This is a genomic window from Polaromonas sp. AER18D-145, from assembly GCF_002379095.1.
Classification (GTDB): Bacteria; Pseudomonadota; Gammaproteobacteria; order Burkholderiales; family Burkholderiaceae_C; genus Polaromonas.
On the sequence record NZ_NBZV01000015.1, the window covers coordinates 57,576 to 77,404 of the forward strand.

Here is a 19,829-nt window from a genome sequence, read left to right on the forward strand (position 1 = left end):
GCAGGCCGCGGCTCGCCGGAGGCTTCGCCTCTGTCGCCTGTCCAAGGCTGCGCAGGCAGCTTTGGAGCCGCAGGCTCCAGCCCCTCGGGGGCCGCTGCGCCTGCGGCCCGGCCCTTCGGCAAGCTCAGGACAGGCCAAGGCCGGTTCCGCGGCCCCGGCTTGAAGGGGAGGGCTCTGCGGCCGTTCGTTATGCTGTTGACTGCTACGTTTTTTATAGCTTCTGGCGCCCGTTCGGCATGGGCTGAAGGCTGTTTTGATGTGCAAGGAAAGCCCGGAAAGCCGCTGTACCTCACGCTGGACACGGGTCACATGGACGTGGCGCCGCTGATCGCGGACATCCTTGCCAAACACCAGGTCAAGGTCACTTTTTTTGCCGCCAACGAGCGCACAAAAACCGGGGACGGCAGCCTGGGAGCGGCCTGGGCGCCCTGGTGGAAGGCGCGCGCCGCCGAAGGCCACGAATTCGCCTCCCACACCTGGGACCACAGCTACTGGCGCGCCGACCTGCGGCCGGCGACGGGCGGGCCGACGCAGTTCCGGATCAAACCGTCGGCCGGCCCGTCCGAAGGCCGGGAGTTCACCTGGACGGCTGCGCAGTACTGCGAAGAGATCGGCCGTGCCGGCGCGCGGCTGGAGGCCATCACCGGCAGGAAGCCGCTACCGCTGTTCCGGGCGCCGGGCGGCAAGACCTCGCCGGCCTTGATGGCGGCGGCCAAGGCCTGCGGTTATGAGCATGTGGGCTGGTCGCCCGCCGGCTTTCTGGGCGACGAATTGCCCAGCGGCCAATACCCCAACGACCTGCTGCTGAAAAAGGCATTGCGCGATATCCGGCCGGGCGACATCCTGCTGGCCCACCTCGGCATCTGGTCGCGCCAGGACCCCTGGGCGCCCGCCGTGCTGGAGCCGCTGATCGTCGGGCTGAAAGAGCGCGGCTTCTGTTTTGCGACGCTGCGCGAGCACCCGCGCTACAAGGCCTGGGTTGCTGTCAGCCGGCCCGTGACGGCGCCCGCGGCAAAATAGCACCATGGACAGCTTGATCAACGCGGTGGGCAACGGCTTTTCTGCCGTGCAGCAATGGCTGTTCGAGGCTGTGGTGCAGCCGGCCCTGTTCGCGCTGGGCCTGGCCAACCTGCTGGAGGACGCCTTCCTGGGGACGGCCTGGCTCCTGGTCGGTGTCATCCAGATCCTGGTGCTGCTGGTGGTGTTTGGCCCGCTGCAGCGCTGGCGCCCGGTCGAGCCGGTGCAGGACCACGCAGCCATCCGCACCGACATCCTCTACACCCTGATCCACCGGCTGGGCCTGTTCCGCATCGCCTTGTTTTTGACGCTGGAGCCGGTGTTTGACGACCTGTTTGGTGTCCTGCGCACCGCCGGCTACGGCACTTCTCACCTCGACCAGCTCTGGCCCGGCGTCACCGATGGCGCGGTGGCCAGCTTCCTGATCTACCTGGTGGCGTTTGACTTGCTGGGCTACTGGATTCACCGCGGCCAGCACCAACTGGATGTCTGGTGGCGCCTGCACTCGCTGCACCACGCGCAGCGCCAGATGACGATGTGGAGCGACAACCGCAACCACCTGCTCGACGACATCGCGGTCGACTGCCTGCTGGTGCTGGCCGCGCAGCTGATCGGTGTGGCGCCCGGGCAGTTCATCGCCATCGTCGCGCTGACCCAGCTCAGCGAAAGCCTGCAGCATGCCAATGTGCGGCTCTGGTTCGGGCAGGTGGGCGAGCGCCTGTGGGTCAGCCCGCGTTTCCACCGGATGCACCACAGCATAGGCATCGGCCATGAGCCGGCGGGCAACAACACGGCCAGGGGCCACAACTTCGGAGTCTTGCTGCCCTGCTGGGACGTGTTTTTCGGCACCGCCAACTTCGAGCATCGTTACGACCCGACCGGCGTACGCGACCAGGTCGAGCAGTCGCGCGATTACGGCCGCGGTTTCTGGTCGCAGCAGTGGCTGGGGCTCAAACGGCTGGTGGGACTGGCCTGAAGCCGCAGCAGTCACCGTGGCGGGTTATCCTCAGGCCATGAACAAGCTTCTTGATTCGTTCTGGCGCGCAACCATGTACTGCCTGCACCCCCGGGTGATTGCGCTGTCGTTCTTGCCGCTGATCATCATGGTCGTCATCTCACTCGGGCTCGGTTATTTTTTCTGGGAAGACGCCCTGGCCGCCGTGCGCAGTGGCCTGGAAAGTTATGAGCTGCTGAGCACCATGGTGCGCTGGCTCGAGGGCCTGGGGCTGGGCAACCTGCGGGTGGTGCTGGCGCCGGCGCTGCTGCTTTTCATGGCCATCCCCGTGATTGTGATTGCCGCGCTGCTGTTTGTCGCGATGCTGATGACGCCGGCCATGGTGGCGCTGGTGGCCGAGCGCCGCTTCCCGCTGCTGGAGCGGAAGAAGGGCGGCTCGCTTGTGGCCAGCCTGTTCTGGTCGCTCAGCTCCACCCTGCTGGCGGCCATCGCGCTGGTCGTCTCGATGCCGCTGTGGCTGGTCCCGCCGCTGATACTGATCCTGCCGCCGCTGATCTGGGGCTGGCTGACCTACCGCGTGATGGCCTACGACGCGCTGGTCGACCATGCGAGTGCCGAAGAGCGGCGCGAGATCTTTCGCCTCCACCGCGGCAGCCTGCTCGGCATCGGCGTGCTCAGTGGCTACCTGGGCGCCGCACCCAGCCTGATCTGGGCCTCGGGCGCGATGTTTGTCGCCATGGCGCCCATCCTGGTGCCGGTGGCGATCTGGATCTACACCCTGGTGTTTGCTTTTTCATCCCTCTGGTTTTCCCATTACTGCCTCGCGGCGCTGGAGCAGCTTCGCAAGCAGAACAATGCCCTGGTCCCCGATCCCCTTGCGCAGGATGCTATTGAAACGATAGCGGATGGCGTCCTGCCCGCAGGCCCCGCTGGGCCTGCGCCGACACTCGAGGCGCCGGGCGGCCAGCCCGGTTCCCTGTCATGACTTTTCTGGTTTTTCCATGACCACACACTTCGGACTCATCATCGTCGGTGACGAAATCCTGTCGGGCAAACGCGCCGACAAACACCTGCCCAAGGTGATTGAACTGCTGGCCGCGCGCGGCCTGCCGCTCAGTTATGCCGACTACGTGGGCGACGACCCCGAACGCATCACGGCCACGCTGGCGCGCGCCTTCGCCGCCGCACGCGCCACGGGGGATGTGGTCTTCTGCACCGGTGGCATTGGCGCGACACCGGACGACCACACCCGCCAGTGCGCTGCGCGGGCGCTGGGCGTAGAGCTGGCGCTGCATCCCGAGGCCGAGCGCCTGATCCGGGAGCGCATGCAGGACATCGCCAGGGAGCAGGGCGTGCCCTATGAGCCGGACCGGCACGACAACATCCACCGCCTGAACATGGGCATGTTTCCGGCAGGCGCTGAGATCATTCCCAACCCCTACAACAAGATCCCCGGCTTCAGCTGCTTTGCGGATTCTTTAGTCCAGCCGGGGCCGCGGAACGGGCTTCGCCCGGCCGCAGGCGCAGCGGCCCCTTTACACGTGAAAGGGGCAGGGAGTGGCCGCAGGCTCGAAGTGAGCGACCGTGGGGGCGTCCATTTCCTGCCGGGTTTTCCTGTCATGGCCTGGCCGATGATGGCGTGGCTGCTGGACATGCACTATGCCGGCTTGCACCAAAAATTGGCCAACCTGGAAAAGTCGGTGATTGTGATGGGGTCCATGGAGGCTGCGTTGACGCCGCTGATGCTCGACATCGAGGCCCGCCACAGCGGGGTCAAGGTGTTCAGCTTGCCCAGCGTGGACCACCCCGAGTACGGCCGGCACATCGAGCTGGGCGTCAAGGGCGCACCCGATGCCGTCAACTCGGCCTACCCGGCGCTGCTTGCGGGGCTGCACACTTTTAATGCCAAGCTTGGCCCCGAATTGGTGCGTTAATTAATTGCACCGATAAAGTGCATTTCTACTTGGCACTTTTTTGGTGCGTTAATTTTCTCGCTCCTTTTGCGTTTTTGCGCGTCCAGTGCTGCCCAAACGGGGGCCGGATGACGGCACAATCAGGGGCTTGGCTTTAAATCACCGGCAAACACCCGCGAGGGAGGTTTGGCACAAAAAGTGCATTCGACCATGCCGAAACAATTTTTTAACCACCATCCAGCAACAGGAGATTCTGATGGCAAAGACCGTCGCAGACGTCATGAAAATGGTCAAGGAAAACGAAGTCAAGTTTGTTGACTTCCGTTTTACCGACACCCGGGGCAAAGAGCAGCACGTGACCGTGCCCGTGTCCCACTTTGACGAAGACAAATTCACTTCGGGCCATGCCTTTGACGGCTCTTCTGTTGCAGGCTGGAAAGGCATTGAAGCTTCCGACATGCAGTTGATGCCTGACCCGAAGACGGCCAACATCGACCCGTTCTTCGAAGAAACCACGCTGTTCATGAGCTGCGACGTGCTGGAACCCAGCGACGGCAAGGCCTATGACCGCGACCCGCGCTCCATCGCACAGCGCGCCGAGGCCTACCTCAAGGCGTCTGGCCTGGGCGACACTGCCTATTTCGGCCCCGAGCCTGAATTTTTCATCTTCGACGACGTGCGCTGGAACACCGACATGTCGGGCACCTTCTTCAAGATCGAAGAGTACGAAGCCCCCTGGAATTCGGGCGCCAAACTCGAAGGCGGCAACCGCGGCCATCGTCCCACCGTCAAGGGGGGCTATTTCCCGGTGCCGCCGGTCGACAGCACGCAGGACATGCGCGCCGAGATGTCCCTGATCCTCGAATCGCTGGGCATCCCGGTTGAAGTGTTCCACCACGAAGTGGCCGGCGCCGGCCAGAACGAAATCGGCACCAGGTTCAGCACGCTGGTGCAGCGCGCCGACTGGACGCAGATCCTCAAGTACGTGGTGCAGAACGTGGCCAATGCCTACGGCAAAACCGCCACCTTCATGCCCAAGCCCATCGTTGGCGACAACGGTTCCGGCATGCACGTGCACCAGTCGATCTGGAAAGACGGCAAGAACCTGTTCGCCGGCGACGGCTACGCCGGCCTGTCGGACTTTGCGCTGTACTACATCGGCGGCATCATCAAGCATGCACGCGCGCTGAACGCCATCACCAACCCCGGCACCAACAGCTACAAGCGCCTGGTGCCTGGTTACGAGGCGCCGGTCAAGCTGGCCTACTCGGCGAAAAACCGCTCGGCATCGATCCGCATTCCTTACGTGGCCAACCCCAAGGGCCGCCGTATCGAGGCGCGTTTCCCCGATCCACTGATGAACCCCTACCTCGGCTTCTCGGCCCTGATGATGGCTGGTCTCGATGGCGTGGAAAACAAGATCCATCCCGGCGAAGCCGCCACCAAGGACCTGTACCATCTGCCGCCCGAGGAAGATGCGAAAGTGCCAACCGTGTGCCACAGCCTGGACCAGGCGCTGGACTGCCTCGACGTGGGCCGCAGCTTCCTGACCAAGGGCGGTGTGTTCACCGATTCCATGATCGACGCCTACATCGAGCTGAAAATGGGCGAGGTCACGCGTTTGCGCCAAGCCACCCACCCGATCGAGTTCGACATGTACTACTCACTGTAATTTTTTACAGTCTGTGGTCAAAAAAGGACGGCGAAAGCCGTCCTTTTTTATTGGGCCGCATGGTTATCTGGTAGCCCATTTTGCTTTTTGACACCTTTGCGTGATACTGACAGACCGTCCTTGCCCTAACAGGCGCTTGGGGTTACGCATGAAACCTACAGTACTTCTTTCAATTTCGACCCTTCTCCTCGCCGGCAGTGTCTCTGCTGCGCTTGCGCAGGAGCGCATCTACCGCTGCGGCGGCAAGGAAGGCGCTGCGCCCGAATACATCAACAACGCCAAGGATGCGCAGTCGCGGGGCTGTAGGCAGATTGAAGGCGGCAATGTGACGGTGGTCCAGACCATGCCGCAGAGCCGGCCTGCTGCGGTGCGTGTGGCTGCAGCGGCGCAGGCATCGCCTGCCGCTGGCAACGACGCGCAACGCGCCCGGGACAGCGACACACGCGCCATCCTGGAGTCCGAACTCAAAAAGGCCGAGCTCCGGCTCGCCGAGCAGCAAAAAGAGTACAACAACGGCCAGCCGGAGAAGCAGGGCATCGAAGGGCGCAATTACCAGCGCTACCTGGACCGTGTGGCTGAAATGAAGGAAAGCATCGCCCGCCACGAGAGCGACATCGCCGGCCTGAAGCGTGAAATTTCCCGTTTGCCGGTAAACACCGTCCGTCAGTAACCCGTTCTGCGTCAGAATGGAAGGCTTGAAAAAGCCCACTCTTTCCGCGCCCGCCGCCGCTCCGGCCATCCCCCGTTTCCAGTCCTTTGACCTGCTGGCCACCCTGGTCGCCGTGGTGCGCACCAACGGTGTGGTGGTGTTTGCCAACGCGGCGCTCGAAGACGCGCTGGGCACCTCGCGCCGCACCATCGAAGGCTCCCAGCTCCCCGACTGCTTCACCGAGCCGGCCATCCTGCACAACGCACTTGAAGGCGCGGGCAGCAATGAATTTGCCGCGCTGCGTTACGACGCCTGGCTCAAACCGCTGAACCGCGAACCCATGCCCGTGCATGTGGTGGTGGCGCAGACCGACACACCGGGCGAGGCCATCGTGGAGTTGCTGCCGCTCGAGCAGCAGGCCAAGCAGGACCGCGAGGAGCGCCTGATCGACCAGGCGCAGGCCAACAAGGAGCTGATTCGCAACCTGGCGCACGAGATCAAGAACCCGCTGGGCGGCATTCGGGGCGCGGCGCAACTGCTGCAGATGGAGATCGAGTCCAAGGAGCTGACCGAGTACACCCAGGTCATCATCCACGAGGCCGACCGCCTGCAGTCCCTGGTGGACCGGTTGCTGGCACCGCACCGCCGGCCGCACCTGGTGGGCGACGTCAACATCCACGAGGTGTGCGAACGGGTTCGCTCTCTGATCCTGGCGGAGTTTCCGCGGGGTCTGCGCGTCATGCGCGACTACGACATCTCGATTCCCGACTTTCGCGGTGACCGTGAGCAGCTGATCCAGGCGGTGCTCAACATCGCGCACAACGCCGCACAGGCGCTCGCCGAGCGTGTTGCCGCGGGGGATGCGCAGATCACTTTCAGGACAAGGATTGCCCGACAAGTAACTTTTGGCAAGCAGCGCTATCGCTTGGCACTGGAATTGCATGTTATCGACAATGGACCGGGTGTTCCGGACTCCATCAAGGACCGTATCTTCTATCCCCTGATCTCGGGGCGCGAAGGCGGTTCCGGACTGGGGCTGACATTGGCGCAAACCTTTGTTCAGCAACACCACGGCTTGATTGAGTGCGAGAGCGTCCCCGGCCGCACGGATTTCAAGTTGCTGATACCTCTGCCTTGACATCCGTTGTCTTTGACAGATAACCGGTAGTACCAAAGGGACGAGAACATGAAACCGATCTGGATTGTGGACGACGACCAGTCCATCCGGTTTGTGCTGGAAAAAGCCTTGCTGCGTGAAGGCCTGCCGACGCGCAGTTTCACCAACCCGCGCGAGGTGCTCAGCGCGCTGGAAAGTGCGACAGAAGAAGACGGCCCGCAGATCCTGGTCAGCGATATCCGCATGCCAGGCGGCTCGGGGCTGGACCTGCTTGAGAAGGTCAAGGAAAAACTGCCCGGCCTGCCGGTCATCATCATGACGGCCTTTTCCGACCTGGACAGCGCCGTGTCGGCCTTCCAGGGCGGGGCTTTCGAATACCTGCCCAAACCGTTCGATCTGCCCAAGGCGGTCGAGCTGATCCGCCGCGCGGTGGAAGAAAGCCAGCGCGAGGAGGTGGCCGAAGAACGCATGGCCGCCACGCCCGAAATGCTGGGCCAGGCGCCCGCCATGCAGGACGTGTTCCGCGCGATTGGCCGCCTGAGCCAGAGCATGGTGACGGTGATGATCACCGGCGAGTCCGGTTCCGGCAAGGAACTGGTGGCGCGTGCGCTGCACAAACATTCACCGCGCGCCAACGGGCCTTTTGTGGCCATCAACACGGCCGCCATCCCGAAAGACCTGCTCGAGTCCGAACTGTTCGGCCATGAGCGCGGTGCCTTCACCGGCGCGCAGACCATGCGCCGCGGCCGCTTCGAGCAGGCCGACGGTGGCACGCTGTTCCTCGACGAAATCGGCGATATGCCGTTTGACCTGCAAACGCGGCTGCTGCGCGTGCTCTCCGACGGTAACTTCTACCGCGTCGGCGGCCACAACGCCGTCAAGACCAATGTGCGCGTGATTGCCGCGACGCACCAGGACCTGGAGCAGCGCGTCAAGGAAGGCGGTTTCCGGGAAGATCTGTTCCACCGCCTCAACGTGATCCGCCTGCGCCTGCCGGCGCTGCGCGAGCGGCGCGAAGACGTCTTCATGCTGACGCGCCACTTCCTGCAGCAAAGCGCCAAGCAGCTCGGCGTGGAGCCCAAGCGCATTTCCGATGCGGCTCTGCAGCAACTGAGCACCTTCAGTTTTCCCGGCAATGTGCGCCAGCTCGAGAACATCTGCCACTGGCTGACCGTGATGGCGCCGGCCCAAGTCATCGAAGCCAAGGACCTGCCGCCAGAAGTACTGGGGGCCGCGCCCGAACCGGGCAGGGCGCCGGTGCCCGTCGAAGGCGGCTCGGCGCCGCAGCGGCCTTCGTCCATGCCGGCGGAGTTGCCGCGGGCCGCCGCGCCTGACGTTGCGCATGCCGGCGCCGCGGTGCCGCCCGCAGAGGCGGGCAGCCAACCCATGGCTGCCAACGGCAGCAGCTGGGAAAGCGGGCTCGAGGCCGAAGCCATGGCCTTGCTGGCGACCGGGCGCAGCGACGTGTGGGATGTGCTGACCCGGCGCTTCGAGTCGAAGCTGATCCAGACGGCGCTGCTCAACACGCGCGGCCGCCGCATCGAAGCCGCGCAGAAGCTGGGCATAGGCCGCAACACCATCACGCGCAAGATCCAGGAGCTCAATCTGGAGTGATGGAGCCCCCACGCTTGTCGCTTCGCGTACTGCGCTGCCCCCCGAGGGGGCGCTGCGCCTGCGGGCCGGCAAAGCCGGACCCGCGGCCCCTGCTTGAAAAGAGATGCCTCCGCAGGCGTCGCTATTTATCCGTTCGTCCTGAGCTTGTCGAAGGATGCCCCCCTGAGGGAGACGCTGCTTGAATGTAGATCCCGCGTGGACCGTGTCGCTCTGATTTAAAGTCCAGCCATGAGCCGTTTATCCCTGACCCGCGACAAGATCTACAAAACCGTGGCGCGCCAGCTGCATGGCCAGGTGCCCTGCTGGGTCTGCGGTGAACATGTGTTGCCGGCGGCCGCCACGCTGGAGCACATCCGCCCCGTGAGCGAAGGCGGCAACAGCCATGCGGAGAACCTCGCCATCAGCCACGAGGTCTGCAACGGCCAGCGGCATGCGCTGGGGAAGGTGGCCGAATCGGCGCAGTCACCCGGGCAGGTGCAGCGCCGCTTGTAGCTCAAAACTGGCTGCGCCCCTTTAATGGCGGGCGCAGGCAGCTACGCTTTGGATAGCAAATCGAACTCGGCGATCACCGGCACGTGGTCGCTGGGGCGTTCGTTTTTGCGCGGCAGCTTGTCGATCACGCAGCTCTTCACGGAGGGTTTGAGCGTGTCGCTGACCAGGATGTAGTCAATGCGCAGGCCGCGGTTGCGGCGGAAGGCGAACTCGCGGTAGTCCCACCACGAGTAACTTTTCTCTGGCTGCTCGAACAGGCGGAAAGCATCGTGCAGGCCAAGTCCCAGCAGCCCTTTCAGGTGCTCGCGCTCTTCGGTCGTGTGGTGGATGGTTTCGCGCAGGCCCTCGGCGTCATAGGTGTCGCGGTCGTCCATCGTGATGTTGAAGTCACCCACCACCACCAGCCTGGGGTGGGCCGCGAGTTCTGCCTTGAGCCAGGTGCGCAGGCCGTCCAGCCAGCGCAGCTTGTACTCGAACTTGTCGGTGCCCGGCGCCTGGCCGTTGACGAAATAACCGTTGACCAGCCGCAACTCGCCCTGCGGCGTGTCCAGCGTCGCGGCAACCACGCGCGACTGCTCGTCGCTGAACCCGTTGATGTTCTTGACGATGTCGCGCGGTGGCGTGCGGCTCAGGATGGCCACACCGTTGTAGGTCTTCTGCCCGAAGACGGCGCACTGGTAACCGGCAGCCGCCAAAGCCTCCAGCGGAAACTTGTCGTCGCTGAGCTTGAGTTCCTGCAGGCACAAGGCATCGACGGGGTTGGCGGCCAGCCAGTCGAGCACCTGCGGCAGACGCACCGCCAGCGAGTTGACATTCCAGGTCGCGATTTTCATGATTTTTGTGCCCCGGCCCTTTGAATACGGGCGTGAGTTGCTATCAAATATGAAGCAATGCCAGGGCGCCTACCAGCAGGCCCACGCCGGCGAGTGCGAACATGCCGTACTCCAGCCACTTCTTGCGCGTCAGCAGGGCAATCGCCGCCAGGGCAATCGACACCTGCAGCACGGTGGTCGCCTGCGCCCAGCGGTGATGGAGGTGCATTTGTTCGTCGGACGACTTGTCCCAGGCTGTCGCCTCGGATTCGAGTTTTTCGGCGACCGCCTTGATCTCGTTCTTCTCGGTTTCGTAGCGGTCGATCTTGCCCTGGTAGGTGACCTTCTTGTCGTCAGGCGCCAGGTCGCGCGCAAATTCGGCCAGTGACTGCTTGGTACTTTTGGACTGAAAGTAATTCCATTGGTTCGACGCTTCGGTCTTCTTGATCGCTGCGTTGTTTTTATACAGGCCTGCGTTGGCCTGGGTGGCCCCGCCCATGTAGGAAAAAATGGCACCGACGGTGGCAATGATGGCCGTCACCACGGCGATCTGCGCGATCATGCCGCCGCCTTTGTCGTGCCCGCCCTGCGCGGCGTGCTCCAGTTCGTGGTCGTGCGGTCCATGTACGTGAAATCCTGCTCCTGACATATCAAGTCTTCCTGTGTTTGTTGTAAGTGATGAAACTGAACTTCAGGCCGTTCGACGATGTGTGGTCATCTCTGGCGGTTTCCACCCATGCCGGGCCCAGCTCCGGCGCCAGGGCATCCCCTGCAAAGTCCTGCGCAATCTCGGTGACCTCGGCGCGGCTGGCCAGCGGCTCGGCCTGCGCATAAATCTGCGCACCACCGATGACCCAGACCTCAGATGCAGCGCCGGCCAGCTGCAGGGCGGCTTCAAGGCTGCCGGCGCGCTGCGCGCCTTCGGCCTGCCAGTCCGCTTGCCGCGTGATCACGATGTTGGTCCGCCCCGGCAGCGGGCGGAATTTCGGCGGCAGCGAGTCCCAGGTCTTGCGGCCCATGAGGACCGGGCAGCCCTGGGTGAGCTGCTTGAAGTGCGCCAGGTCTTCCGGCAGATGCCAGGGCATGGCGCCGTCCTTGCCGATGACGCCATTGGCCGCGCGGGCGTAGATGAGGTTGATGCGGGGCATGTCGGGCGTCAGGCGCTGCCGCAGACTAAACCGCCACCGGCGCCTTGATCGCCGGATGGTGTTCGTACTCGAGGAACTCGAAGTCGTCGAACTCGTAATCGAAGATCGAAGCGGGCTTGCGCTTGATATTGAGCGTCGGGTAGGGGAAGGGCGCGCGGCTCAGTTGCAGTGCCACCTGATCGGCGTGGTTGCTGTAGATGTGGCAGTCGCCGCCGGTCCAGATGAAATCGCCGACGTCGAGGTCGCACTGCTGCGCCACCATGTGGGTGAGCAGGGCGTAGCTGGCGATGTTGAAGGGCACGCCCAGGAAAATGTCGGCGCTGCGCTGGTAGAGCTGGCAGCTGAGCTTGCCCTTGCCGCCCGGCTCGGTGGCCGGGGCCACGTAAAACTGGAAAAACGCATGGCAGGGCATCAGCGCCATCTTCGACAGGTCGGCCACATTCCAGGCGCTGACGATGATGCGGCGCGAGTCGGGGTTGGTTTTGAGGGTCTGGATGACTTCGGCGATCTGGTCGATGTGACCGCCGTCCGGCGTGGGCCAGCTGCGCCACTGCACGCCGTAGACCGGGCCCAGGCTGCCGTCCTCGCGTGCCCACTCGTCCCAGATGGTCACGCCGCGTTCCTTGAGCCAGTTGTTGTCGCTCGAGCCCTGCAGAAACCACAGCAACTCGTGAACGATGGACTTGAGGTGGACCTTCTTGGTGGTCACCAGCGGGAAGCCTTCGTTGAGGTCAAAACGCATCTGGTAGCCGAACACGCTCTTGGTGCCGGTGCCGGTGCGGTCGGCCTTGAACACGCCGTGGGTGTCCACATGGCGCATGAAATGTTCGTACTGGGAGCGGATAGGGCGGGGCGACACGTTAATAAGCTCCAAAAAGGCAGTCCATGGCGGCAACGATGAGTTCACTCTGGTCTTGCAGACCGGTAACGCGCTTTTTCAATTCCCGCGCCGGAAACGCGGCGAGGGCGGCGGTGTCCAGCACCACCACTTTACCGTCGACTTCGAATACGGGGTTCAAGTCACGCATGGGATGCGGGTACAGCGCGGCTGGACGCATGGGGATGACAACGCGTGAATCCAGACTGTTGATGTAATCGTTCTGGACATCCAGCAGAAAGGGCGCGATCTTGCGCAGCGTGGCATCGGGGTTGGCATAAACATCGTAACGTGCCATCGCTAGAAGGTCCGGTAGTTCGCCAGCGGCAGGCCTTCCCTGGCGATGCGTGCGTTGTACTCCGCGACGGCCTCCCGGTTTTCCTCGTTCCATTGCTCCCAGTAACGGCGTCGCACCTCGGCGGCCAGCAACGTGTCAACGGTCTGGGAAACATTCATGCCCATCTCGCGCGCCATTTCCAGCACCTTGGCGTTGAGCGAAAGGTTGGTGGCCTTTTTGGCCGCGTTGTCAAATTTCAGCATGGCGCATCTCCATGAATCATGCGCATATTATATGCGCAGCACCCGCCCGGGGTTCATCAGGTTTTCGGGATCCAGGCCCCGCTTGATGGCCCGCATCAGGCTAAGGGCCACCGGCGATTTGTGCTTTTCGAGCTTGTCGAGTTTGAGGCTGCCGACGCCGTGTTCGGCCGAGATCGAGCCGCCGAAAGCCTGCACCGAGTCGTAGACCAGGGCGTTGACGTTTTCTTCCTGGTCGCGCAGAAACGCGGCCGCGTCGCCTTCGGCCGGGGCCTGCACGTTGTAGTGCAGGTTGCCGTCGCCGAGGTGGCCGAAGTTGACGAGGCGCACGCCCGGGATGGCCGTTGCGAGCAACTGGTCGGTGACGCGCACAAACTCGGGGATCAGCGAGACCGGCACCGAGATGTCGTGTTTGATGTTCAGGCCTTCCTCGGCCTGCGCCAGCGGAATGCTTTCGCGCACGTGCCAGAGCTGGTGCGCCTGCTGCAGGTTTTCCGCGACCACGGCATCGGTGACGCAGCCTTCTTCCATGGCGGTTTCCAGCAGGCGTTCGAACTGCTCGCGCGCATGGCTTTCCGACTCGTGGTCGGAGTTTTCCAGCAACACAAAATAAGCCCCCACGCTCCCCACTTCGTGTGGTTCGCTGCCCCCCGAGGGGGCTGCATCCGGCTTGGGGCGGCCCTGCGCCGATGCGTCATCGGTGAACGGTATGCGTTGTTGCGGAAAGTGTTTGGCCACCAGGCCCAGCGCAAACTGGCCCATGACCTCGAACCCGGTCAGGCCCGCGCCCAGGTGGCGGTGCGCCAGCCCGAGCAGGGTGACGGCGGCATCCATCGACGGCACGGCCGCCCAGGCGGTGAGCTGCGCGGCCGGCATGGGGTAGAGCTTCATGGTCGCGGCCGTGATGATGCCCAGCGTGCCTTCGCTGCCGATGAACAGGTCGCGCAGGTCGTAGCCGGTATTGTCCTTGCGCAGGCCGGACAGGCCTTCCCAGACCTCGCCCTGCGCGGTGACGACTTCCAGCCCGAGACAGAGGTCGCGCGTGTTGCCGTAACGCACGACCTGCGTGCCGCCGGCGTTGCTGCCCAGGTTGCCGCCAATCGTGCAGCTGCCCTCGGCGGCCAGGCTCAGCGGAAACAGGAAGCCGGCTTTTTCGGCGGTTTCCTGCAGGGTCTGCAAAATGCAGCCGGCCTCGACCGTCATGGTCAGGTTGGCGCTGTCGATGGCGCGCACCGCGTTCATGCGCTGCAGGCTCAGCACGAGCTGGCGGCCGGAGGCGTCGGGCGTCGAGCCGCCGACCAGGCCGGTGTTGCCGCCCTGCGGCACCATGGACACGCCGGCCGCGGCGCAGGCCCGGACGACGGCCGCCACCTGCGCCGTATTGGCGGGGCGGACCACGGCCAGTGCCTTGCCGCGCGCGCGTTTGCGCCAGTCCAGCTCCCAGGCCGAGAGGTCGCCCCCGGTCAGCACGTGGGCGTCGCCGACGATGGCGCGCAAGGCATCGAGAATCTTGTCCATAGGGTTTTCAGGCAGCAGGTTGAATGGTTTTCACGCCATTTTTCAGGCGGATGCGCACATGCAGGGCGCAAGCGGTGAACAGCAGCAGGCACAGCACGACTTCGGCCATGGCCAGGTAGTTGCCGGGCGGCTTGTCGCTCCAGGCGCGCACCGCGCCCTCGGTGAAATACAGCCAGACCATCAGGCTGAGCCAGCGGTAGGTGTACATGCGGTTTTTCAGCAGGCCGGCCAGCGGAAAACACAGCGGCAGCACCTTCAGGGCCAGCAGCGAGCCGCCTGGCCGCAGTGGCGCCAGCCACATTTCCCAGGCCAGGCCGAGAATGATCAGGGCAGCCAGGCTGCCCACGGCCAGCCAGCGTGTGGCGTCTATCTGTGTTGTTTTGTCGATGGTCATGTTGATGCTTGTGTCGATGGCATGATACCGGGGATGAAATTCCAGCAGTCCCTGCAGCAGTTATTGACGGACCTGTCCCACTTTCCCTGGCGCGACACCGCCATCACGCTGCGCCAGCGCTTCCGCGACGACCACATGGGCCTGACGGCCAGCAGCCTGACCTTCACCACCAGCATCGCGCTGGTGCCGTTTTTCACGGTCGCGCTGGCCATCTTCACCGCCTTTCCGATGTTTTCCAAGCTGCAGGGCGCGCTGCAGGTGTGGCTGGTCAACAGCCTGATTCCCGACAACATCTCGCGCCAGGTGCTCGGTTACCTGACCCAGTTCGCCAAGCAGGCCAACAAGCTCGGTGTCGCCGGCCTGGCGGTGTTGCTGGTCACGGCGATCGCGATGATCCTGACGATAGACCGCACGCTCAACGGCATCTGGCGCGTGAAAAAGCCGCGGCCGCTGGCGCAGCGCGTGCTGATTTACTGGGCCGCCATCACGCTGGGCCCGCTGGTGCTGGGCGCCAGCCTGGCGGTGACCTCTTATGTCGTGTCCGGCTCGCGCGGCGTGGTGGGTGACATGCCCGGCGTGCTGCGCGTGTTGCTGGACGTGCTGCAGTTCTTCCTGCTGGCTGGTGGCATGGCGGCCCTGTACCACTATGTGCCCAACACCTTTGTGCGCTGGGCTCACGCCTGGGCCGGCGGCCTGTTTGTCGCGGCGGGCATCGAGCTGGCCAAGAAGCTGCTGACCCTGTACCTGAGCAGCGTGCCGACCTATTCGATGGTGTACGGCGCTTTTGCCACCTTGCCGATTTTGTTGGTCTGGATTTACGTGGCCTGGGTCATCGTGTTGATGGGCGCGGTGATCGCCGCCTACCTGCCCAGCCTGCTGGCCGGCGTGGCGCGCCGCGGCAGTGCGCACGGCTGGCAGTTCCAGCTGGCAGTAGAACTGCTGCAGCAACTGCACCGGGCGCGCAGCACCACGCGCATCGGGCTGGAGGCTTCCGAGCTGGCCAGGGCGCTGCAGGTGGACGTGTTGCAGCTCGAACCCGTGCTGGAGACCCTGATGGCGCTGGACTGGATAGGCCAGCTGACCGACCCGGAGGACGAACACGAGGCGCGTTACCTGCTGCTCGTCGATCCGGTCTCCACCGCGCTGGAGCCGCTGATGGCGCAGCTGCTGCTGAGTCAGGACCCGTCCATGAAAAATTTATGGGAAAACGGGCGTTTCTCGATGCTGCGCCTGCGTGACGTGTTATGAAAATGATAGCAAACAGGGCGCCTGCCGCACGCGTTCACTGGCCGGTTTTTTTCGCCGCTTCGTAACGCGCCTTGTTCTCCGCGTTGGGCGGGTACAGCCCTGGCAGGGCCGCACCCTTGTCGACCTCACCCATGATCCAGGACTCGAGCCGCTCCTGTTCGGGTGCCAGCAGCAGCATCTCCTCCAGCAGCGCCGCCGGGATCAGCACCGCGCCGTCGTCATCGACCACGATCACATCACCCGGAAACACCGCCACGCCGCCGCAGGCAATCGGCCGCTGCCAGTCCACAAAGGTCAGGCCCGCCACGGAAGGCGGTGCCGCGGCGCCGCTGCACCAGACCGGCAAGCCGGTGCCCAGCACGCCGGCCTGGTCGCGCACCACGCCGTCGGTCACCAGCGCCGTCACACCGCGCTTTTGCATGCGAGCGCACAGGATGTCGCCAAAAATCCCGGCGTCGCTGACGCCCATTGCGTCCACGACGGCGATGCAGCCCGCCGGCATGTCCTCGATCGCCGCGCGGGTCGAGATCGGTGAGGACCAGGACTCGGGCGTCGCCAGGTCCTCGCGTGCCGGCACGAAGCGCAGCGTGAATGCGCGGCCCACCAGGCGCGGCTGGCCGGTGCGCAGCGGCCGGGCGCCGCGCAGCCAGACATTGCGCAGGCCTTTTTTCAGCAGCAGGGTGGTCAGCGTGGCGGTGGTGATCTGCGAGAGAAGGGCGATGGCTTTGGGGTCAAGCTGCATGGGGATGGGGCTGTTCACGGGAGTCTCCGTCAAGGGTTGAAATGGGTTCAGGCAATTTCAGCCAGGCGCCGGGTTTGCCGGCTGGTCAGGCGTGCAATGTCGGCAATGTCAGCCGCCGAGAGTTTGGGGCCGGGCTTGCGGATGGCCGCGCTGGCGATCACGCCGCGTTCGGCCAGGATGTGCTTGCGCACCGCCAGGCCGATGCCGGCCTGCTGCTCGTAGCGGGCCAGCGGCAGGTAGGCATCGAAAATGTCGTGCGCTTTTTCAATGTCGCCGGCCGCATGGGCCCGGCACACGTCCACCATCATCTCGGGATAGGCAAAGCCGGTCATGGCGCCATCCGCGCCGCGCGTGAGTTCTTCGGGCAGGAACAGGCCGCCGCCATTGCCCGTGAGGATGGAAACGCGCCGCACCTCGCCGCGCTCGCTGGCTGCGCGAATGCTGGAGAGCTTGGCCAGGCCGGGGCAGTCTTCGTGCTTGAGCATGACGCAGGTGGGGGCGTTGTTCAGGATGCGCAGGATCACCGGGGTGGACATCTGCACGCCTGTGGATACCGGGTGGTCCTGCAGGACCCAGGGCACGTCCGGCCCCAGGGTTTCACTGACCATGTCAAAGTAAGCCACGATCTGGTCGTCGGTGCGCACGGTGGAGGGCGGCGCCACCATCACACCGGCGGCCCCCATGGCCATCACGCTTGTCGTCAACTCGCGCATGGGGGCGAAGCCGGGGGCGGACGCACCGACCACCACCGGCACGCGGCCGGCTGTCCGGGTCAGCACCTGTTTGACAAACAGGCGCGATTCCTCGGCCGTCAGCTTGGTGGCTTCGCCCATGATGCCTAGCACGGTCAGGCCGGTCACGCCCTGGTCCAGGCAGAAATCGACCATGCGGTCGGTGCTGGCCAGGTCCAGCGCACCGCTGTCGGTGAAGGGGGTGACGGCAATCAGGTAAACGCCTGTGGCGCAGACATCAAGTTTGTTCACAACCAACTCCAGAAATGAGGTCTTGTTTCCGCGACGGGGGAGGAGGCACAGCCATCGGTTCAGGCCGGCTGCAACTGCCTGCGGAAGTATTGCATGGCCAGCACGGCGATCACCAGCCCGAACCCGGTCACATCGGCCACGGCGCTGGGGTAGACCAGGGCAAAGCCGGCGACGATCAGCATCCAGCGCTCCGGCAGCGTGGTGCGCTTCAGGGCCCAGCCCTGAAAACCGCCGGCCAGCGCAGCGATGCCGATGGCGGCGGTGAGCGTGACCTCCGCGATGGACCACCAGTTGGCCGTGGCGAGCGCCTTGGTCGAACCCATCAGCAGCAGCCCCTGGCCTTCGGGCGCGAGCACGAACATGAAGGGCACCAGGAAGGCCGGCACAGTGTACTTCCAGCATTGCAGCGTGGTCTTGTAGGGGTCGCCGCCGGTGATGGCGGCCGCGGCAAACGGCGACAGCGCGGTGGGCGGCGACACTTCGGACAGCACCGCGTAATAGAAGATGAACATGTGCGCGGCGAAGTCGGGCACACCGAGCTTGATCAGCGCCGGCGCCGCAATCACCGCGCAGATGATGTAGGACGCCGTGACGGGCACGGCCAGGCCAACGATCCACACCACCAGCGAGGTGTACAGCGCGGTCAGCAGCAGGGAGCCGCCCGCGTAGTCGATCACGATGGAACTGAACTTCAGGCCCAGGCCGGTGAGCGTGACCACGCCGACGATGATGCCCGCGCCGGCGCAGGTGGCCGCGACATTGAGCACGCCTATCGAGCCGCCTTCCATGGCTTTCACGAAAGGCGACTGGAACAGGTTTTTGCCGAGTGAGCCCTTGCCCTGAAACAGGTCGTAGGAAAACAGGGCCGTGTCGCGGCGCAAAAAGCTGGTGAGGAAGGACACCACCGTGGCCCAGAACACCGAGAGCACCGGCGAGAAGCCCCACATCATGAAAGCGACGATGGAAACCAGGGACAGAAAGTGGAACCAGTATTTTTTGGTCAGGTTCCAGACGGAGTCCGCCTTGGCGAATGCCGTTTTGCCCATGCCATATTTGCGGGCATCGATTTCCACCATCAGGAACAGCGCCAGGTAGAAAAGAAAAGTTGGAATCACTGCCATCAGCAGCACATCGAGGTAGGAGATCTTCAGGAACTCGGCGATCAGGAAGGCCGCGGCGCCCAGCACCGGCGGCGAGATGATGGCGCCCAGCCCGCCCGCGGCCAGCAGTCCGCCGGCGGCATTTCTTTCGTAACCCGCCTTGGCGAGCATGGGGTAGGCCACGGCCCCCAGCGTCACGGTGGTGGCGACGCCCGAGCCGGACGGCCCGCCCAGCAGAAACGAGGCCAGCACCACGGTGCGGCCCGCGCCGGTCGGCTTGCCGCCCATCGCGGCAAACGAAAAATCGATGTAGAACTTGCCCGCTCCCGAGTACTGCAGGAAGGCACCGAAAATCGTGAACAGGATGATCAGCGAGGACGACACATCGACCGCCACGCCGTAGATGCCTTCCAGCGTCATGTACATCACGCCGATCAGGCGGCCGACTTCGTAGCCCTTGTGCGTCCAGGGGGCGGGCAGCCAGGGGCCGAACAGGGCATAGAGGAGGAAGGCGGATGTGATGACCGGCATGATCCAGCCGTTGGTGCGCCGCATGGCTTCGAGCACCAGCACGATCAGCCCGATCCCGAAAACGATGTCCCAGGGCTCGGGCGAGGTGTTGCGGTCGGTGAAGTCGTCGCCACCCAGGATCAGGTAGACCACGATGGCGATCGACAGGGCCGCGGCGATCCAGTCCCACCACATGATGCGGTGCCGGAAGCGGCTGGCGACGGGGAACACCAGAAAGCACAGGAACAGCACGAAGCCGACATGCACCGGGCGCAGGGTTTGCGTGGGAACAATGGCGTAGGCGGTGTAGAGATGGAACACCGACATGACAAAAGCCGTCAGCGTGACGAAAACAGCCAGCCAGCCCTTGAGCTTGTTGGCCGCGCCTTCCTCGGCCTCGATGAATTCCTCGGCCTTCAGGCGGGCTGACTCGCTGACGACGATCTCCGGCGTATCCGGTGTGATGGGTTGGCTCATGCGGTGGGTATCTTCTTTGGGGGGAGCTTGCGGAACGAGAGGCAGAAAGCAAAA

Annotated in this window: 21 protein-coding genes; 10 read left to right on the forward strand and 11 right to left on the reverse strand. The window is 64.2% G+C overall.

The window, feature by feature from the left end; genetic code table 11:
• The first annotated feature begins 189 nt into the window (after positions 1-189).
• From B7G52_RS09855 to B7G52_RS09895, 9 genes are all read left to right on the forward strand, one after another.
• Positions 190-1,020: a polysaccharide deacetylase family protein gene (locus tag B7G52_RS09855; protein WP_096697432.1), complete on the forward strand. Its 831-nt coding sequence runs from the start codon at positions 190-192 to the stop codon at positions 1,018-1,020.
• Between the two features lie 4 nt (positions 1,021-1,024).
• On the forward strand, positions 1,025-1,993 hold the full coding sequence (locus tag B7G52_RS09860) for a sterol desaturase family protein (protein ID WP_170954732.1): 969 nt from the start codon (positions 1,025-1,027) through the stop codon (positions 1,991-1,993).
• A 37-nt stretch (positions 1,994-2,030) separates the two neighbouring features.
• A complete protein-coding gene (locus B7G52_RS09865; protein WP_096697433.1) occupies positions 2,031-2,957 on the forward strand; it encodes an EI24 domain-containing protein in 927 nt (308 codons plus the stop codon).
• Between the two features lie 16 nt (positions 2,958-2,973).
• Positions 2,974-3,906, forward strand: coding sequence for a molybdopterin-binding protein (locus B7G52_RS09870; protein ID WP_096697464.1), 933 nt, complete (start codon positions 2,974-2,976; stop codon positions 3,904-3,906).
• 235 nt (positions 3,907-4,141) lie between these two features.
• Positions 4,142-5,557, forward strand: coding sequence for a type I glutamate--ammonia ligase (gene glnA, locus B7G52_RS09875; RefSeq protein ID WP_096697434.1), 1,416 nt, complete (start codon positions 4,142-4,144; stop codon positions 5,555-5,557).
• 148 nt (positions 5,558-5,705) lie between these two features.
• Positions 5,706-6,227, forward strand: a complete 522-nt coding sequence (locus B7G52_RS09880) for a hypothetical protein (RefSeq protein WP_096697435.1) — start codon at positions 5,706-5,708, stop codon at positions 6,225-6,227.
• 16 nt (positions 6,228-6,243) lie between these two features.
• The gene (glnL, locus tag B7G52_RS09885; RefSeq protein WP_096697436.1) at positions 6,244-7,344 is read left to right on the forward strand and encodes a nitrogen regulation protein NR(II); all 1,101 of its coding nucleotides are present in this window, start codon (positions 6,244-6,246) and stop codon (positions 7,342-7,344) included.
• A gap of 48 nt (positions 7,345-7,392) precedes the next feature.
• Entirely contained in the window at positions 7,393-8,937 is a 1,545-nt protein-coding gene (ntrC, locus tag B7G52_RS09890; protein WP_096697437.1) for a nitrogen regulation protein NR(I), read from the forward strand.
• Between the two features lie 228 nt (positions 8,938-9,165).
• Entirely contained in the window at positions 9,166-9,429 is a 264-nt protein-coding gene (locus tag B7G52_RS09895; protein WP_096697438.1) for an HNH endonuclease, read from the forward strand.
• A gap of 41 nt (positions 9,430-9,470) precedes the next feature.
• Here the strand turns inward: B7G52_RS09895 and xth are convergent, their stop codons facing one another.
• Genes xth through B7G52_RS09935 form a run of 8 tightly spaced genes read right to left on the reverse strand, consistent with a single transcriptional unit; the run spans position 9,471 to position 14,715 of the window.
• On the reverse strand, positions 9,471-10,262 hold the full coding sequence (xth, locus tag B7G52_RS09900) for an exodeoxyribonuclease III (RefSeq protein ID WP_096697439.1): 792 nt from the start codon (positions 10,260-10,262) through the stop codon (positions 9,471-9,473).
• A gap of 43 nt (positions 10,263-10,305) precedes the next feature.
• On the reverse strand, positions 10,306-10,890 hold the full coding sequence (locus B7G52_RS09905) for a DUF4337 domain-containing protein (RefSeq protein ID WP_096697440.1): 585 nt from the start codon (positions 10,888-10,890) through the stop codon (positions 10,306-10,308).
• A gap of 1 nt (position 10,891) precedes the next feature.
• Positions 10,892-11,389 carry a dihydrofolate reductase gene (locus tag B7G52_RS09910; RefSeq protein WP_096697441.1) on the reverse strand — a complete coding sequence of 166 codons (498 nt, stop codon included), beginning with the start codon at positions 11,387-11,389 and terminating at the stop codon, positions 10,892-10,894.
• 25 nt (positions 11,390-11,414) lie between these two features.
• Positions 11,415-12,248, reverse strand: a complete 834-nt coding sequence (locus B7G52_RS09915) for a thymidylate synthase (RefSeq protein ID WP_170954733.1) — start codon at positions 12,246-12,248, stop codon at positions 11,415-11,417.
• 1 nt (position 12,249) lies between these two features.
• The gene (locus B7G52_RS09920; RefSeq protein ID WP_096697443.1) at positions 12,250-12,564 is read right to left on the reverse strand and encodes a CcdB family protein; all 315 of its coding nucleotides are present in this window, start codon (positions 12,562-12,564) and stop codon (positions 12,250-12,252) included.
• Between the two features lie 2 nt (positions 12,565-12,566).
• On the reverse strand, positions 12,567-12,806 hold the full coding sequence (locus B7G52_RS09925; RefSeq protein WP_096664768.1) for a type II toxin-antitoxin system CcdA family antitoxin: 240 nt from the start codon (positions 12,804-12,806) through the stop codon (positions 12,567-12,569).
• A 27-nt stretch (positions 12,807-12,833) separates the two neighbouring features.
• Positions 12,834-14,321, reverse strand: coding sequence for an FAD-binding oxidoreductase (locus B7G52_RS09930; protein ID WP_096697444.1), 1,488 nt, complete (start codon positions 14,319-14,321; stop codon positions 12,834-12,836).
• Between the two features lie 7 nt (positions 14,322-14,328).
• Positions 14,329-14,715, reverse strand: a complete 387-nt coding sequence (locus B7G52_RS09935; protein ID WP_096664773.1) for a DUF2069 domain-containing protein — start codon at positions 14,713-14,715, stop codon at positions 14,329-14,331.
• A gap of 33 nt (positions 14,716-14,748) precedes the next feature.
• Between B7G52_RS09935 and B7G52_RS09940 the strand changes: the two genes are divergently transcribed.
• Complete coding sequence (locus B7G52_RS09940) at positions 14,749-15,963, forward strand: YihY family inner membrane protein (protein WP_096697445.1); 1,215 nt, start codon at positions 14,749-14,751, stop codon at positions 15,961-15,963.
• A 34-nt stretch (positions 15,964-15,997) separates the two neighbouring features.
• Here the strand turns inward: B7G52_RS09940 and B7G52_RS09945 are convergent, their stop codons facing one another.
• The 3 genes from B7G52_RS09945 to B7G52_RS09955 are packed head-to-tail and all read right to left on the reverse strand — an operon-like array spanning position 15,998 to position 19,775.
• The gene (locus tag B7G52_RS09945) at positions 15,998-16,705 is read right to left on the reverse strand and encodes a ribonuclease activity regulator RraA (protein WP_096697446.1); all 708 of its coding nucleotides are present in this window, start codon (positions 16,703-16,705) and stop codon (positions 15,998-16,000) included.
• A gap of 47 nt (positions 16,706-16,752) precedes the next feature.
• Positions 16,753-17,688, reverse strand: a complete 936-nt coding sequence (locus B7G52_RS09950; protein ID WP_096697465.1) for a dihydrodipicolinate synthase family protein — start codon at positions 17,686-17,688, stop codon at positions 16,753-16,755.
• A gap of 59 nt (positions 17,689-17,747) precedes the next feature.
• Positions 17,748-19,775 (reverse strand): TRAP transporter fused permease subunit, encoded by a 2,028-nt coding sequence (locus tag B7G52_RS09955; RefSeq protein WP_096697447.1) that lies wholly within the window; start codon positions 19,773-19,775, stop codon positions 17,748-17,750.
• Positions 19,776-19,829: the final 54 nt, after the last annotated feature.

Excerpts from the sequence above, each read along its gene's own strand:
- B7G52_RS09955 (WP_096697447.1), bottom strand. The coding sequence starts at position 19,775 with ATGAGCCAACCCATCACACCGGATACGCCGGAGATCGTCGTCAGCGAG.
- B7G52_RS09930 (WP_096697444.1), bottom strand. The coding sequence starts at position 14,321 with ATGGACAAGATTCTCGATGCCTTGCGCGCCATCGTCGGCGACGCCCAC.
- B7G52_RS09905 (WP_096697440.1), bottom strand. The coding sequence starts at position 10,890 with ATGTCAGGAGCAGGATTTCACGTACATGGACCGCACGACCACGAACTG.
- B7G52_RS09860 (WP_170954732.1), top strand. The coding sequence starts at position 1,025 with ATGGACAGCTTGATCAACGCGGTGGGCAACGGCTTTTCTGCCGTGCAG.
- B7G52_RS09895 (WP_096697438.1), top strand. The coding sequence starts at position 9,166 with ATGAGCCGTTTATCCCTGACCCGCGACAAGATCTACAAAACCGTGGCG.
- B7G52_RS09910 (WP_096697441.1), bottom strand. The coding sequence starts at position 11,389 with ATGCCCCGCATCAACCTCATCTACGCCCGCGCGGCCAATGGCGTCATC.
- ntrC (WP_096697437.1), top strand. The coding sequence starts at position 7,393 with ATGAAACCGATCTGGATTGTGGACGACGACCAGTCCATCCGGTTTGTG.
- glnA (WP_096697434.1), top strand. The coding sequence starts at position 4,142 with ATGGCAAAGACCGTCGCAGACGTCATGAAAATGGTCAAGGAAAACGAA.
- B7G52_RS09935 (WP_096664773.1), bottom strand. The coding sequence starts at position 14,715 with ATGACCATCGACAAAACAACACAGATAGACGCCACACGCTGGCTGGCC.
- B7G52_RS09880 (WP_096697435.1), top strand. The coding sequence starts at position 5,706 with ATGAAACCTACAGTACTTCTTTCAATTTCGACCCTTCTCCTCGCCGGC.
- B7G52_RS09920 (WP_096697443.1), bottom strand. The coding sequence starts at position 12,564 with ATGGCACGTTACGATGTTTATGCCAACCCCGATGCCACGCTGCGCAAG.
- B7G52_RS09865 (WP_096697433.1), top strand. The coding sequence starts at position 2,031 with ATGAACAAGCTTCTTGATTCGTTCTGGCGCGCAACCATGTACTGCCTG.
- xth (WP_096697439.1), bottom strand. The coding sequence starts at position 10,262 with ATGAAAATCGCGACCTGGAATGTCAACTCGCTGGCGGTGCGTCTGCCG.
- B7G52_RS09940 (WP_096697445.1), top strand. The coding sequence starts at position 14,749 with ATGAAATTCCAGCAGTCCCTGCAGCAGTTATTGACGGACCTGTCCCAC.
- B7G52_RS09870 (WP_096697464.1), top strand. The coding sequence starts at position 2,974 with ATGACCACACACTTCGGACTCATCATCGTCGGTGACGAAATCCTGTCG.
- B7G52_RS09945 (WP_096697446.1), bottom strand. The coding sequence starts at position 16,705 with ATGCAGCTTGACCCCAAAGCCATCGCCCTTCTCTCGCAGATCACCACC.
- B7G52_RS09925 (WP_096664768.1), bottom strand. The coding sequence starts at position 12,806 with ATGCTGAAATTTGACAACGCGGCCAAAAAGGCCACCAACCTTTCGCTC.
- B7G52_RS09855 (WP_096697432.1), top strand. The coding sequence starts at position 190 with ATGCTGTTGACTGCTACGTTTTTTATAGCTTCTGGCGCCCGTTCGGCA.
- glnL (WP_096697436.1), top strand. The coding sequence starts at position 6,244 with ATGGAAGGCTTGAAAAAGCCCACTCTTTCCGCGCCCGCCGCCGCTCCG.